The sequence below is a fragment of the Gloeotrichia echinulata CP02 genome, from assembly GCA_038087035.1.
GTDB lineage: Bacteria > Cyanobacteriota > Cyanobacteriia > Cyanobacteriales > Nostocaceae > Gloeotrichia > Gloeotrichia echinulata.
In genome coordinates, this window is the sequence record CP051187.1 from 1,877,092 (window position 1) to 1,892,664 (window position 15,573).

A 15,573-nucleotide genomic window follows, 5' to 3' on the forward strand; every position below is an offset into this window, starting at 1 on the left:
CAGAAAATTTTTGCTAATGCGCTACTACAAACATAATTTTTGACTTTGACCTGACTGGAAAATAAGACCCCACCCCTACCCCCTCCCCGCAAGCAAGGAGGGGAATGATGGCTACTTATTTGGATTCTTCATGCAGTAAATTTTGAGCGCAAGTCATTTGTAGTTGAATGATTTCGCTCATCTGCTGACTAAATTCCTGTCTAGCTTTTAAGAAAGCACTGTGGGCTTTAGTTACATTGGAATTGTTAGTATTCAGTTTGTGATACTGGGACTTATTTAAATCGAGCATATTGATAGTGTTCGCCAGTTCGCTAGTTATATGAGATGAGGACAAAATGGGTTGAGTAATCTGCTGTGTTGTGGTAGTTATCTCAGAAGATTGTAATTGTTCTACTGGCACTAAACCGTGTTCATTGATAGTTTTTGGGGTGGTTTTTTCTGGCTGGGTTGGTGATGGTAATATTTGCTGAGTTTGACTATTATTAGCAATGGTTTCATCTTCTTGATTATTTAGAGAATCTATAATTTCTAATTCTCTAGATAATGGTATGTTTTGATGCGGAATATTTACAGAACTAACTCTGTATTGACTGGCTACATTTTGGAATAGTTGACGATTTTCTTCGGTTAAAATTGTGGCAGTAATTGAGTTACCTCCTAATGTAATATTTCTGACGGTTAATTTACTTTGCTTGCCTGTTTCTGGTGAAAGATTGTACAGAGGTGATAAATCTAAATTAACTCGATGACTGAGGAGTTTTGCTAGTGCTTTGAGAATAGAAGTATGGTCATCCATACCTCTTCTATTGAGGGATACGGTGATGTGTTCTTGGTTGTCTAGGATTTTATCAATCCAGCGAGAACAGACACCACCAGCGCCTGCTTCGATAAAGATTTTGACACCATCGTTATAGACGCGGTTAACTAATCGGGGAAAGTCAAGTTGTTGGCTTAGTCCTTTAGCTATACTGTGAGCAATGGTATTACTCTCAAGTGTGATAGGTTGATACTCAGCAGCTGAGTAAAACACCATTCCGGGCATATTTTGGGATGATGGAAAAGTGTTTATTTTTACCAATTCTTCGTATTCCGAACGCATGGCTTCACAATGGATTACATGGTCGAAGGGAGCGGTAAAAGCATTGCAACCAAGACTTTTAATTACTCTTTGACAAGCTGCTGGTTCACCAGCGATTAATACTTCTTCTTGTGTATTAATCTGAGTTAAATAAACCCGACTCTCATTTTTTAAAGCTTCTCTGACCTGGGATGGACTGGCCATGAGAACGTAGTTACACCAAAAATTATGGTCTAAAGTAAAGGAGGTTTGTGGTAATCCCCAATACTCACGCACTGCATTTTTTGGACCTGATAATCTGTCTCCAAATAAAGCCGATGAGTTAAAGGAATTACTCCCTTCATAAAAATTGCTCCAAACCCCTTGAGCAACCATCATGCTAGTTTCACCAAGGCTATAGCCAAACACATATTTTGGGATGACTTGAAATTCATCACGCAGAACTGTTGTGATGAGTCTGGTAAAGAAAATTTCGGATTCAAACATTGCTAAATGATTGTCTAGCAATTGCTTTTCTAGAGTTTCCAGTTGCCTAGTTGACAATTTACTTAAGCTTCTGGGAAAAACTAGTTTTTCCACATCGGAAACACGTTTATAAAGACTTGTGACAAAAGGGTCTTGCTGGATTTGGGGAAATAAACGGAAAAGATGCCGACCAATACCAACATAAGAATTGACTGCTGCTGGATAAACGTAAGCAACTTCTCCTTTTTTACCCAGTGGTTTAGCTGTAAAATAACTGCCTATTGGTGTTTGCCAGTCTGTTCCTTGCTCAAAGGCACTATTAATACCTTTGCGAGATGATGCGATTTCTTTGAGTAGTTCTTTTTTGTTTTTTCCGGTGATGGCTAAGGCGTATTTAGCTGCAGAATGTTGCTGAAATTTAGCAAAGGTCTGGCTAGCAGCATCTGATAAAAAACTAGCATTTTCGATAGTTTCTTGGAGATTATTTACAGCCTCTAGTACATCCGATTGATTATCGGCTGCTATCGGGAACAGATAAAAAGGACGTTGCTGCAAATATTTGCTGCTGGGTTGTTTTTGCTCTGGTTCTTCTGACAAGATTAAATGGGCAAAAGTCCCATCAAATCCTATACTATTAATCGCTGCAATTCTGTGGCTACTGTCTTTACCAAGAAACCAAGGTCTTGATTCTGTGGCAACATAGAAGGGACTCCTTTCCCATACTTGTGGTGTTTTCACACCGGACCAGTTGGGGGTGGCGGGAATATAGTTATGATAGATACAGAGAGCGGTTTTAATTAGGCTGGCAATTCCCGATGCAACATAGGTGTTACCAATATTGGCTTTGACACTACCTATAGCACAGTGTAAACCATTTCCCACCGAGGGATAAGCCTGGAGGATACCGGTGATTTCTGCTTCGTCTTCGTGGGGAATACCACTACCACAAACTTCTAGATAGTTAACATCTGGAGGTTTAATTCCTGCTATCTGAAAAGCTTGTTTGCAGATTTGGTTGACTGTTCCTCCGTCTACAGAAGTGGAATTGGCTTTTCCAAAGCTAATAGCATCAATGACTGCATAGATGCGTTCGCCGTTTTGTTTGGCTAGGTCGTGACGCTTAAGAACCACTGCACCGGCGCCTTCGCCAACTGTCCAGCCATTGGCTTTCTGGTCATAACTTAAGGTGTTGGCGCCTGTATTAATTTTTGCGCCTTGGTTTCGCAATAAGACATTTTCTACCCCACCAGCCAAATCAACGGCGCCGACGAGGACTGTATCTACTTCCCCTGTCATTAGTAACATTTCTGCTACTTCTAAAGCCTTGAAGGTCGAAGTTTCGCCGGCGGTGATGGTAAATGAAGGACCGGTGAAATTCCACAAAGAAGAAATCCGACTCGCCATGATATTGGCGATGTAACTGAGATATTCTCCAATATCTACTTGCTGGTGAACACTATCTTTAACAATGGTTTCCAGTTGAGCAATTTTGTCTGCTGGTAAGGCAATTTTCGCTGCATTTAAGCCATCTTTAATCTGCCATGATAAATTCCATCTTTGCTGTAGCTGATGTACAGATAATTCGGATTCTGCGGCAATAATGACGGCGACATTTCCCCCTTCTGCAATTCGCGCATCTTTCAAGGCGCGATCTGCAACTTTGAGGATTAATAGTTGTTGTGGATTGAGTTTTTCTACTTCATTTGGGGGAATTTTGTAGGCTAGGGTATCGATGTCAAAGTCTTGAATATATGCCCCTAATGGTGCTTTTCCGTCTGTTAAACCATACTCTTTGAGTATGTTTATTTGCTCTTCTATGCCATACCATCTTTTAGTTGGTAGGGGAATAAAATGCTGTTTACCATCATAAATACTCCGTTCAAAAGCATCTAAATTCTGGCATTCACCGAAAAAGGCATCCATGCCAACAATGGCAATTTTACTGTTACTTTCTTGTGCAAAATTCATGAGACTACTTCCCCTTGTTCAAGAATCAGATGTGAGTTAGTTCCACCAAAACCAAAAGCACTTAAGGCGGCGCGTTTAATTGGAGAATTCTGGTGCCATGTTGTGGCAGTTCTGACAATATTTTTGGCGGAAATTACACTGTTATCAGAACCTATCGGTTCAGTAATATTCAGTGTTGGTGGAATTAAGCCATAAGACATGCTACAAATTGTCTTAGTTAAGCTCACCATACCGGCAGCAACTAATAAGTGACCTACATTTGCTTTGGTAGAACCTACTAGAGGTGCTGCTTGGTGTTGCCCAAAAAAGGTTTCTATAGAGTTGAATTCGGTGCTATCTCCTAATAAAGTGCCAGTCGCATGACACTCCATATAATCAATTGCTTGGGGACTGAGATTCGCTTCGGTATATGCTCGCTCAAAAGCTAGCATTTGACCTTTAGAATTAGGGCTGAGTAGGTGCTTACCTTTGCCATCATTTGACAGTCCATTACCAGCGATAGTGGCTAAAATTTTATCGCCATCTCTGATGGCGTCACTATATCTTTTTAGCATCACCATCCCAATTCCTTCGGCTGTAATTAGTCCTCTTGATGATTTATCTAAGGGACGACTGATTCCATTTTCGGGATAGCCTTGAATACCGGAAAACAACATCCGTAAAAACAGCGGGTCTGTACAACTCATCGCACCAGCTAACATGACATCGGCTTTGCGCGATCGCAGGTAATGCGAGGCTAGTTTAATTGCATAAAATGATGATGAACAAGCAGCATCTATGCAGAAATGATGACTTGATAGGGAAAAGGCTTGAGAAACTAGTGCAGCAGGAAAGCCGCTGATCATCGCGTTGTATTTAGACGGTTTGGCTCCTGTTGCTAAAGTAGGTAAATGGAAGTCTTTATCTTCTAACAGTTCACCAATTGCTGGTGCAATTGTTTGCTGATAAATTGGTGCAAACAATTGGTTGGAAAGTTTGGTCGGGAAGGATAAATTTCCTAAAATTACGCCGCATTTTGAAAGTACAGATTGATTTCCCCAGTAACCACTTTGCTGAATCGCTTGTTTAGCGGCATACAATGACCATTTAAAGCTATTATCCAAGCTGTTGAGCAATTCTGATGGCAGATTATATTCACTGGTGTCCAATTCAAAATTACGGATGAATCCACCTTGAAGATAATAAATTTTTTCCGGTTTTCCTTTAATTGGGTCGTAAAATATTGTGGGATCTACGCCCATTTCTTGGATGGTAACTGTTGAGGTGGAATCTTTTTCTTGGGTGAGATTTTGCCAAAACTGTTCGGGATTATTTGCGTCAGGAAAGAGGCATGATAATCCGATTATGGCTATTTTTTCCACTGCTTATATCCTCGTTTGGGTATTAGGCGAGAGGGGAATTTTTGCTCGAATTAGCAAGTTTTATATTCCAATACGGTTCAGTTAAGGAAAATTGTAGGTTGGGTTGAGGCTTTGCGAAACCCAACAAACCCGCCAAATGTTGGGTTACTCTCCGAGAAGGCTACGCCTACGTTCCTCAACCCAACATACATGGGTCAAGGTTTTTGGCTCTAACTGAACCGTATTGTTTTATATTCCCCTTGTTTTTAGGATTTACGCTGTTCCCCGAACTGAAAAGGATTAAGAAGCCTTGCTGATTAATGGTTCAAAAATTGCTTGACCACTAAGATCCAATAAGTGTTTTTCAACGCAGAGGAACACTAAGGAAACGCAGAGGGACGCTGAGGATTGTCAAATTAACATTATTTGGGTTGAAGTAGGCTGATGGGTACTACTACTGCTTTGGCTCCTAAGATGCGTGAGTATAATTGTCCTTGGGAGTCGTGGAGGAGGAAATTGGCTGTTGCTTCGGTTGCTTTTTTCTCTTGTATTTCACAAGAAACATAAAATGGTTGGTTACATGGTATTGCTCTATATTGTTCCGATTGTGTTAATTTTCCTGGTAAACACACTTCTTGGTGAAAATGGTTTAACCAAATCCATAAGGGATGGCTACTCAAGTCTATTGAGTATGGATTATGCCAATGAATAGGAAATTGTCCTTGTTGTTGTGGTGTGATGTCTTTCCAAAAGCATTCTACAGTAATTTTTTCGGGACTAATGTTTAACACTTTTTGGATTTTCTGAAAACATGGTCCATGAAATAATGAGGATGGGTCTTTTTGATACAAGTCTTCGCCTGTAAGCTTGATGATGTGATCTTCTGCAAGATTCACTGCTTCATAAGTTGGTGCTGTCGGTAGTTCTCGCAGTAGTTTAACTACAGAGGTGAAATGATAATGGGTTTTTCCTTGAGGGGTTTTACTCAAGATTTTTGTCTGTAATTCGATAAACTGCAAATCGCTTTTAGCAATTTCTTGCACTTCGAGAATATGTTCGCTGGCTACGGTGTCGTTAAAGGTGATTCCCTTTAATATTTTAAAATCTTTGCAACTGAAATATCTATAACCTGGATAACTTTCTTCACAGGCGTTAATCATCCATGACATAGCGCAGGTGGCTGGTAATACTGGATATCCTGCTATCATGTGATCCAGTAAAAATGGATTTTCTGCTACTGTGATTCTTCGCCGCACACTATAGCTTCTTAGTTCTTTATCTAAGGGTGCTGGTGGTGGTGTCATGGGACTACCAATGACAAGTTGTGTTGTTGCGTGATGTTGGGGATGCAGTTCTTTAACTAACATTTTTGTCCCAATTTCTACGGGAATAATATCAATTCCCCTTTCCGCAAAGGCTTTTTTTATTTCTGGTGTTACCATCCCACTATCCCAACCTCCCCAATTGATTGCAACTACATGGCAATTGGGATAGTTTTGTTTCATCAGATGGGCTGATTTGTTGAGGATTTCGTTGGCAATCGCATAATCTGATTGTCCAATATTTCCGTAAAATCCTGTGACTGAGGAGAATAAGACTAACTGCTGTAGTTCATGGGGATTAACACAAGCTAAAATATTTTCTAATCCCTGCACTTTGGCTGTGTAAACTTTCTCGAAATCTTGTTCTGTTTTCTTTTCAATTAATTTATCGGCTAAGTTACCGGCGCCATGTATGATGCCTGTTATCGCTCCTATTCGGTTGACAGCAATGTTAATTTTTTGCTGTAAGGCTAGGGTGTCTGTGACATCGACGCTGATATATTCGACTGTGCTTCCTGTTTGTTCTATTGCTGCTAAGGTTTTTTTGATTTCGCGGCTGGAGTGAATTTTGTTATATATCTTTTGTACGCTCATGGGTGTTGGTTTCTCTCCCTGAGCTAAAAGATTTTCCATGATGCGTTTTTTTAATGCGGGTTCTTCAACGCAATTTTGAGCGTAGTCTGGCTCGATTTCTAAAAGTTCTGAACGACCAAGCAGGATAAATTTGGCTGGTTGCTTTTGTGCTAACTTGATTGTGCATTCAGCGGTAATTCCTTTGGCGCCACCACTGACGAGATATACTGATGCGGGACGAGTTTTTGTTTGTGTCATCATTTTATGAATTTGTCTCACGCAAAGGCGCAAAGGCGCAAAGAAAATGAAAGGCTGTAGGGTGCGTCAGCAGTGCAAAATCCTTAACTTCAAAAGAAATTTTTGGGACTGACGCACCCTACCTGTTGGAACTTCGTGCTTGGAACTGGAATCTTCCTGTTTGAAACTAGAATCTTCCTGTTTGGAACTGGAATCTTCCTGTTTGGAACTAGAATCTTCCTGTTTGAAACTCATTACTCATTACTCATTACTCATTACTCATTACTCATTACTCATTACTCATTACTCCTTACTCCTCACTCCTTACTCCTCACTCCTCACTCCTCACTCCTCACTCCTTACTCCTTACTCCTTACTCATTACTCCTTACTCATTACTCATTACTCATTACTCCTCACCCCCCCCTTTCTCTTATTCGACGGAACTGGTGAGGGTAACTCTTCCTTGGCTGCCGTAAGCAACTTCGCTAATATAAAGGTTGGAGTCGTGCAGTTCGGCTATGATATGTTTTGCTGACTGTTGAGCATCGAGGCTGGGGTTAAGGTCGATAGCGCGACAATATACTTTGGGCCATTCCCATCTGAGGGTTTTGGTTAATCCAAATAAACCGGCGCCGATGACTCCATAGTTTGTTTTGTGTTCAAATCCAAAGGCGCCATCGAGTCGAGTTACTGTACAAAAACAACTGCGTCCATAATGCGCTGCTTCGTTGAGGGATTTTTTTAGATGTTTGGCGATGAAGAAGATGTGTTTGACGATCGCCTTTTCTTGTTCTAGGTAAGGAATTCTTTCGCTGTTTGTTAGCTGAAATACGGGATGTATATGGATGAAGGCGCCAATGGTGCCGATGTTGGTGGCGATCGCTGTTAGTTTATGTTGTAGTAGTTCTTCGCTCAAGTCGGCTAAGGTGATCCGCTCTGCTCCTGCTGGTAAGGTCGCTTGATGTGGAATGAGGGATTGGGGGAAGCTTAAAACTACTACTTTCCAGCCTTTGTCAATCAAGGATTGTGCTACCACTGAGGTGGTGAGGGAACCATCATCGGTGATTAAACTGATGTGTCCCTCTGGTAAGCTGAAATCTAAGTGGTCTGGTGATGGTAAAAATTTGAGTTTGGCTGGACGACGTTGGACGTTATGATCTACGTCTTCTTCTTCTTCTTCTTCTGGTTCTGCTTCTACCTCGATTGGTTTGTCGTCAAACTCAAACTGAGACTTTTTTTTTTCACCTCCAGCTAATTGCTGTAGGTAATCAACTATTTGACCGATTGTGCGTAAGTCTCCGAGTTCTTCGATGTTGGGTTTCGGTAGGTTTGGATACATCTCTTGCATTGCGCCGAGGATTTCTACCCGTTTGATGGAATCAATCCCTAGGTCGGCTTCCATGTCCATTTCCATTTCCAGCATCTCTACTGGATAGCCTGTTTTTTCACTGGTAATGTTTAACAGGTTTTGACCTAAGTCTGCATAATCGTTTACATTTGCTGTTTCTGGTTCTGTGCTAAATGCAACGATTTCGCTGACTGGGGCGCTGACTGGGGTAAATACCTGATCAACTACAGGCTCACTTGGGGTAACTACGGGCGCAATTTCTGCTGCTTGTTGTACTTCGTGAATGGCTATTTCTACGGAAACGCTTCTGGAAGCATGGGATTGCAGATACTCGACAACTTGACCGATGGTGCGTTTTTCTGCCAGTTCTTCTAAATTCGGTTTGGGCAAGCTGGGGTATAATTCTTGCAGTCCTCCCAAGATTTCTACCCGTTTGATGGAGTCAATCCCTAAATCTGCTTCCATATCCATGTCCATTTCTAGCATTTCAATGGGGTAGCCTGTTTTCTCACTGGTAATTTCTAACAGGTCTTGACCGATTTGGGCTAAATCAGTGGCGCTGGTTATGGGTACTGTTGTTGTTGGTGTTACGGGCGCTTCAACTACTGGCGAAATTTCGACAATTTTGGCGATGGGTGCTTCAACTACTGGCGCAGGTTCGACAATTTTGGCGATGGGTGCTTCAACTACTGGCGAAATTTCGACAATTTTGGCGATGGGTGCTTCAACTACTGGCGCAGGTTCGACAATTTTGGCGATGGGTGCTTCAACTACTGGCGCAGGTTCGACAATTTTGGCGATGGGCGCTTCAACTACTGGCGAAATTTCGACAATTTTGGCGATGGGCGCTACAGGTTGAATCACCACCCCACCAGAAAGCAACTGGGAATACTGTTGTTGAATGAGTTGGAAAAAGTTGTGAGCGTATTCTATCTGTTCTTGGAGATATTGCTCATGGATGCGTAGGGTTTCACCTTGTTGGCTATGAAACTGCATCATACTCCGCTCTAAGCTTTCCATCACAACTAGCTTTAGTTTGGCAGTTTCTGTGTCAGATTTACTTTGAGCAAATACGGAATTCTGCTGTTGCATTAGTTGGAAAAACGTTTTAGCGTATTCCATCTGATGATTGAGATATTGTCCGTGAAGTTGTAAGTTCTCGCTTTGATTTTGTTGAAACTGTGTCAAAAGGTGTTCTAAACTTTGTAGAACCCGTTGATCATTCAGAAGTTTTTCTGGTGTTGGTTGCATCTTCGATTCCTGTGCTGGTTGATGTGTAAGGGTCGCAGGATTCATCTGAGGCTTTTGGGGTTCCTGAGTAACGCTGGTTACTATTGGGGTGGGAACGCTCGCTGTTTTTTTATGTCCATTACCCCCGTTCATGGGGAAGGTTGGTGCCGCAGTCTGTAAATTGGCTAAGGAAGGCGCAGTTTCCGCAAGTTCCAAAGTTGGCTGCTTTGCTTGAGCTTGCTTGACTTGATGTCCATTTTGCAAAGCTTGTGCAAAAGCGTTTTTGGTTTTTTCGGATCTATAATTAATCCCGTTTAAACGCACAGTTAACGCTTTCTTTTTGTCGTTTTCTGGTGCGGGAAGTGCGGGTGGTAGTTGGTAAGGATCGAGGTTTGTTAAGGATAAACCAAGCACGCGCAACTGAACAACGGCTTCTCGCAGGGAGCGATCGCTATTCTTTTGGATGCTGGGGTTCAAGGATACGGTAAAATGGGGGCGATCGCCGAGGATATCTTTGACTAAGTTGGTGAGAATTCGCCGAGGTCCAAATTCTACAAAGCATGTACCCCCAGCTGCGTAGATATTTTCAATTTCTTGCTTAAACAAGACTGAGTTTGACAGGTGACTTTCCAGGATTTTTTGAATTCCTTGGGCTTCTTTGGGATAGTGTCTACCTGTGACGTTGCTGAAAACGGGGATTTGGGGCGCTTTGAAATTGACAGATTTAGTGGCGATCGCAAAGGATTTTTGAGCAAAGGCGATTAGTGGTGTGTGGAAGGCTGCAGCTACGGGTAGCAAAACTGCTGCATATCCGAGATCCTGTAATGCTTGACGCACTTTGTCAATTTCGGCGGTCGGACCTGCTAAGACCACTTGGGTAGGAGAATTAAAATTGGCGATCGCTACTTGGGGAAAGTTCTTCACAACTGCTTCCACCTTGCTGATCTCTTCTTTGACAGCCAGCATACTACCCGCATCATGATCTGGGTCTTCAGGAGCAGCCATTGCTTGACCGCGAGATTTGACGAGAAATAAGTAATCTTGCTCACTCAGCACCCCTGCTGCCCACAGGGCTGTAAGTTCACCAAAGCTATGTCCAGCAACAAAGTCTGATTTGAATCCCGCTTTTTGTAGTATAGAATATAACCCAGCGCTAAACACGCCAATCGCCGGTTGAGCATATTCTGTCCGTTGTAAACCGGCCATTTGGGCATTTTTTTCTGCTTCCTCAAATACGGGATGGGGAAACACAATTTCCGACACTGGCTGTAAATTATCTTGGAGTAGCAGACTATCCATGCTGCTATACAAGCGCCGCATTTGCGGGAAATTCATCACCACTTCCCGTCCCATGTCCAAGTATTGAGAACCTTGTCCAGAAAATAGTGAAACTACTTTCCCTGACAAATCCATACCCGAAGCGCGGTAGTAAATACCTTGGGGATGTTCCCAGGATGCTGCTGACCCTTTGAGCTTCAGCCAGTCCAAACTAATTTGCAGTAATTTACAAGTCTCTTGCAGATTTTCTGCTACAAACCCAACTCTCGCAGCTGGTTGTGGAATTACTTGTGATTGGCATTCTTGAATTAATTCTGCATAATGCCTGTCTCCGCCTTGAGATTGCAACTTATTTAACGTTTCTTCACATTTTGCCACCAATTGAGCCGCAGTCTCAGCAAAGAGCAATACAAGACTAGGAACGCTGTGTAAGCGGTAAGCTTGGTGTTGTTCGGCGGTATATTCTTCTAACACCACGTGATAATTGGTGCCACCAAAGCCAAAGGAGGAAACACCCGCACGTCTTGGCGCTTCACCTTCCGCACGAATCCAGGGTCTGGTTTCGGTGTTCAAATAAAAGGAGGAATTTTTAATGTTGAGTTTGGGGTTCGGCTCGGTAATGTTAATCGTCGGTGGTAAGATTTTATGATGTAAAGACAAAGCGGTTTTTATCAGGCTAGCCGCACCTGCAGCCGCTTTAGTATGTCCAATTTGTGATTTGACGCTACCCAGCGCAATGTGCTGCTTTTTGGTGTCCTCTTCATTAAAGAAGTCTCTTAAAGAACCGAATTCTGTTGGATCGCCAGCCATAGTACCGGTACCGTGCGCTTCCATCAGACCAACGGTAGCAGGAGAAAAACCAGCATCTTCATAAGCACGACGCAAGGCGGTTATTTGACCTTCTTTGCGCGGAGCATAAATACTCTTGTAACGTCCATCGCTAGAGGTGCCGATACCTTTGATGACTGCATAGATTTTATCATTGTCCCGTTCCGCATCTTCTAAACGCTTGAGGACAATCATCCCGATACCTTCACCCAACATCATTCCATCAGATTTAGCATCAAAAGGTCTGACATTTTCACCAGGGGAAACAGCAGGGGTTTTGCTGAAGGAGATGTAAGCCATGATGGTGTTATCGGTATCAACCCCACCAGTCAACATCATGTCACTGCGATGTTCAACTAACTCGCTAATTGCCATTTTTAAGGCACCGAAAGAACTAGCACAAGCAGCATCAACTACACAGTTCATTCCGCCAAAGTTTAAGCGGTTAGCAATTCGTCCGGCGACTACGTTAGCTAACATCCCTGGGAAAGCATTTTCGTCCCATTTCACATAGGCGCTTTTAATTTTTTCGACAATTTTCTGAGTATCTTCATCAGATAAACCGCTGCTTTTTAGCGCTTTTTCCCAAATCGGATACTCTAATCTTGCAGACAATGGCATTCCTAATTGTTTTGCCATTGCTACGCCTAAAATTACCCCAATATTCTCACGGCTAAATTCACGATTATCGCCATAACCGGCATCTTCCATTGCCTCTTTTGCAACTACTAAACTGAGAAGTTGCGATACATCTGTCACCTCTAAAATGCTTGGTGGAATGCCAAATTCCATTGGGTTAAACTCAACCTCTGGAATGAATCCACCGCGTTTACAGTAGGTTTTATCTTCCGGTGTTCTCGGATTCGGATCATAGTAATCTTCGACGCTCCAATGTGTATCAGGCACATCGGTAATACAATCAACTTTGTTAACGATATTCCGCCAATATTCCTGGAGGTTTCTCGACTTAGGAAATAGAGACGCCATACCAATAATGGCTATAGGATTTTGTTGTAGTTGTCTGTTAATTTTGTTAATGGACATAGATTGTTCTGGCCTCACTTTTTTTTCCTCTATAAACCTAATCAAAGCCTTTTCACAACTGCTGATCTGGGATTCCAATTCCGCCAAGGCTGTATCAATTGAATAAGCAGACATAGGACATAGACTAATCTTGAGTACTGGGGATGGTAACGCGACAGCTAGTAAGTATGTAGGTAGGTAGGTAGAAATACAACTGTTGGAATCAATAAATCCCTAAACCCCTGACAAATGACAAATGACCAATGACCAATGACAAATGACCAATGACCAATGACCAATGACCAATGACAAATGACCAATGACCAATGACAAATAACAAATGACCAATGACAAATCACACAATAACTCTGGTGTTAATGACAACGTGCTGTATCTTGATAAATACCATAGCCAGTTTCAGCGTCCAGGATAATAGATTTTATGGGAGTTACCCCAGAAAAGTTGACAAGTTCGTTACAGAAAAGACATCACCTTTACTCCGAATTAATGCTGGAATTTGAAAAATACCCAAACAGTCTTAAGGTGATGACTATTCGCTTATGCTTATTTTGCACCTTTGATATTTTTGAAAAAGTAACTAATGTATCTGACCGCTGGGAAGCATTTGAATTAATACAAACACTAGCATAAGTTCACCAAACAGAATCGTATATTTAAAGTTATTTTAGACGAATTATGCTTTTTTACTGCTAATGCTTTTCTCTGAGAAAAAACCGAAAAGTATGATTTATAACTTTTAGCTACTAGAGAAGAAATCTCTAGATTACAGGTTAAACATACCTCTAATCTTAATTTAGAGAATCTCACAAATAAGTTAGTAAATTAAGTAACATTTCCACAAATACATATATCGAGTAAATCATCCTCAGTATTTTTTTTCAACATAACATCATAATTGAGCCAGGATTTTTGATGATTTCTTAAGATAAATCAACCGCCACATGTCAGAGGCTGTGCATGATAAACATTATATAGGGCTATTATTTGATTCTTAAAATACACCTAGGGTGAGCAATTCCCAGCCTACTGAGGTTTTTTCAGAAATCAAATATGATTCCTATAATAATGTCTTATCGTATACAACTATTATCATAATAATCTGCCAATAATAACAGAATCAGTTGATTAGTCATCCCAAGTTAGGATGGTAGATGAGAAAAATTTTCTAGTTGTAATTTGCAAAGCTTGAGTGAGATATATTATAATTCTAGAGAAACTCATGCAGAGTAAATTGCTTGACAAGATAATTTTTTTCTGCCATACTTAAATACAAGATTATCTGATTATTAGCCAAGTTTATCGGTGCTTCCTGATTATTAAAGTTTCGGTTTTATTGCCAATGAAACTGAATTTTAATGCTAGGTAATATGATATCAGTAGGTAGAAAACTTAGGAGAATTACCAGAAACGCCAAGAACGATTTATCCGCCAAAATAAATAGTCATCCAGTGGCAGCTACCAAGGCGTAAAACAATTCATATAAAACTGATTAGATCTCTCGAATTTCTTCATGTAAAACCATAGAGATAAAACCCATCTTGGTTACTTTAAAGATGAGGCTATTATCAGCAACTAATATAGCAATTTAGGTTATTTACTGGTATTGCACAATTGGAATAAAAATATGGAACCAAACAAAGAAAGCCAGTTATTCAGACAAAGTGTAGGTCGATGGCGAATAATTTTGGCAGCTTCTGTTATCTTAGCTACCGGACTAGTATCTTGTTACGCTTTCTCACCACTTTGGTTTCGCGCTAGTGTTCAACCTCGCACCAAAAATCCGCCCAAGGTTACTGTAGCCAAAGTTGCTATTACTGCTTTAGGACGTATACAGCCTCAAGGTAAAATTACTTATTTGTCTGCACCCCATTCAATTAACGGTGTGCGAGTAGAAAAACTCTTGCATAAAGAAGGAGATAAAGTTAAAACTGGGCAAGTATTGGCATATCTAGAAGACTATACTCGTGCTACAACAGCTTTGCAACAGTCCTTAGACAAACTGGAAGTAGCCAAAGCCGAACTAGCTCAGGTAAAATCTGGAGCTAAAACCGGAGACATTAATGCTCAAAAAGCCACAATTTCTCGTTTAGAGTCGCAATTAAAAGGAGAAAATGCTGCACAACAGGCGACAATCGCCCGTATCCAAGCTCAGGTAGACAATGCTCAAACTGAGAACGAACGATATCAGCAGTTATACAAACAAGGTGGTATTTCAGCTTCAATAGCAGATAGTAAGGCTTTGCAACTCAAGACTGTACAACAGCAGCTAACAGAAGCCAAAGCTACCCTAACCCGTACTCAGAACACTCTCCAAGACCAGATCAAAGAAGCCAACGCCCGACTCAAGAGTATTAGCGAGGTGCGCCCTGTCGATGTTGAGTTAGCACAAACCCAAGTCAAGAGTGCTACCACAGCAGTCAAACAAGCAAAAGCGGACCAGGATTTAACTTACATCAAATCTCCCATAGATGGCACAATCTTAAAAATTCACGCCAAAAGTGGAGAAATAATTGCTACTTCAGGATTTGCTGAAATCGGCAATATATCTCAAATGTATGTGATCGCAGAAGTCTATCAAACCGATATTGAAAAAGTGCGTCCAGGTCAAAAAGCCACCATCACCAGCCCTGCTTTTTCGGGAAAATTAAAGGGAACTGTCAGCGAGGTAGGTTGGCAAATTGACAAACAAAGCATCTTCAGTATCAATCCAGGATCGGACACAGATCGTAAAATTGTTCAGGTAAAAATCTCCATCGATAATCCTGCAGATAGTTCACGGGTGTCTCGGTTAACCAACTTACAGGTCGATGTCGCCATTCACATCTAGTACTCTGTCAAGATAAAAATGATGGACTGTAGT

General features: G+C 41.4%; 7 protein-coding genes. 1 reads left to right on the forward strand and 6 read right to left on the reverse strand.

What is annotated here, in order from left to right; translation table 11 throughout:
* Positions 1-115 precede the first annotated feature (115 nt).
* The 6 genes from HEQ19_08335 to HEQ19_08360 form a co-directional block, all read right to left on the reverse strand.
* A complete protein-coding gene (locus tag HEQ19_08335; protein WYL99535.1) occupies positions 116-3,511 on the reverse strand; it encodes a type I polyketide synthase in 3,396 nt (1,131 codons plus the stop codon).
* Positions 3,508-4,872, reverse strand: a complete 1,365-nt coding sequence (locus tag HEQ19_08340) for a polyketide synthase (GenBank protein WYL99536.1) — start codon at positions 4,870-4,872, stop codon at positions 3,508-3,510. Before HEQ19_08340 ends, HEQ19_08335 begins: the two co-directional genes overlap by 4 nt.
* Positions 4,873-5,273: 401 nt before the next feature.
* Positions 5,274-7,007 (reverse strand): SDR family NAD(P)-dependent oxidoreductase, encoded by a 1,734-nt coding sequence (locus HEQ19_08345; protein WYL99537.1) that lies wholly within the window; start codon positions 7,005-7,007, stop codon positions 5,274-5,276.
* Positions 7,008-7,070: 63 nt separating this feature from the next.
* The gene (locus tag HEQ19_08350) at positions 7,071-7,238 is read right to left on the reverse strand and encodes a hypothetical protein (protein WYL99538.1); all 168 of its coding nucleotides are present in this window, start codon (positions 7,236-7,238) and stop codon (positions 7,071-7,073) included.
* Between the two features lie 177 nt (positions 7,239-7,415).
* Positions 7,416-12,827, reverse strand: coding sequence for a beta-ketoacyl synthase N-terminal-like domain-containing protein (locus HEQ19_08355; protein WYL99539.1), 5,412 nt, complete (start codon positions 12,825-12,827; stop codon positions 7,416-7,418).
* 99 nt (positions 12,828-12,926) lie between these two features.
* Positions 12,927-13,076: a hypothetical protein gene (locus tag HEQ19_08360; protein WYL99540.2), complete on the reverse strand. Its 150-nt coding sequence runs from the start codon at positions 13,074-13,076 to the stop codon at positions 12,927-12,929.
* Between the two features lie 1,261 nt (positions 13,077-14,337).
* On the opposite strand from HEQ19_08360, the gene HEQ19_08365 reads away from it, so the two are divergent.
* The gene (locus HEQ19_08365; protein WYL99541.1) at positions 14,338-15,540 is read left to right on the forward strand and encodes an ABC exporter membrane fusion protein; all 1,203 of its coding nucleotides are present in this window, start codon (positions 14,338-14,340) and stop codon (positions 15,538-15,540) included.
* Positions 15,541-15,573 lie beyond the last annotated feature (33 nt).

Excerpts from the sequence above, each read along its gene's own strand:
- HEQ19_08335 (WYL99535.1), bottom strand. The coding sequence starts at position 3,511 with ATGAATTTTGCACAAGAAAGTAACAGTAAAATTGCCATTGTTGGCATG.
- HEQ19_08345 (WYL99537.1), bottom strand. The coding sequence starts at position 7,007 with ATGATGACACAAACAAAAACTCGTCCCGCATCAGTATATCTCGTCAGT.
- HEQ19_08350 (WYL99538.1), bottom strand. The coding sequence starts at position 7,238 with ATGAGTTTCAAACAGGAAGATTCTAGTTCCAAACAGGAAGATTCCAGT.
- HEQ19_08355 (WYL99539.1), bottom strand. The coding sequence starts at position 12,827 with ATGTCTGCTTATTCAATTGATACAGCCTTGGCGGAATTGGAATCCCAG.
- HEQ19_08365 (WYL99541.1), top strand. The coding sequence starts at position 14,338 with ATGGAACCAAACAAAGAAAGCCAGTTATTCAGACAAAGTGTAGGTCGA.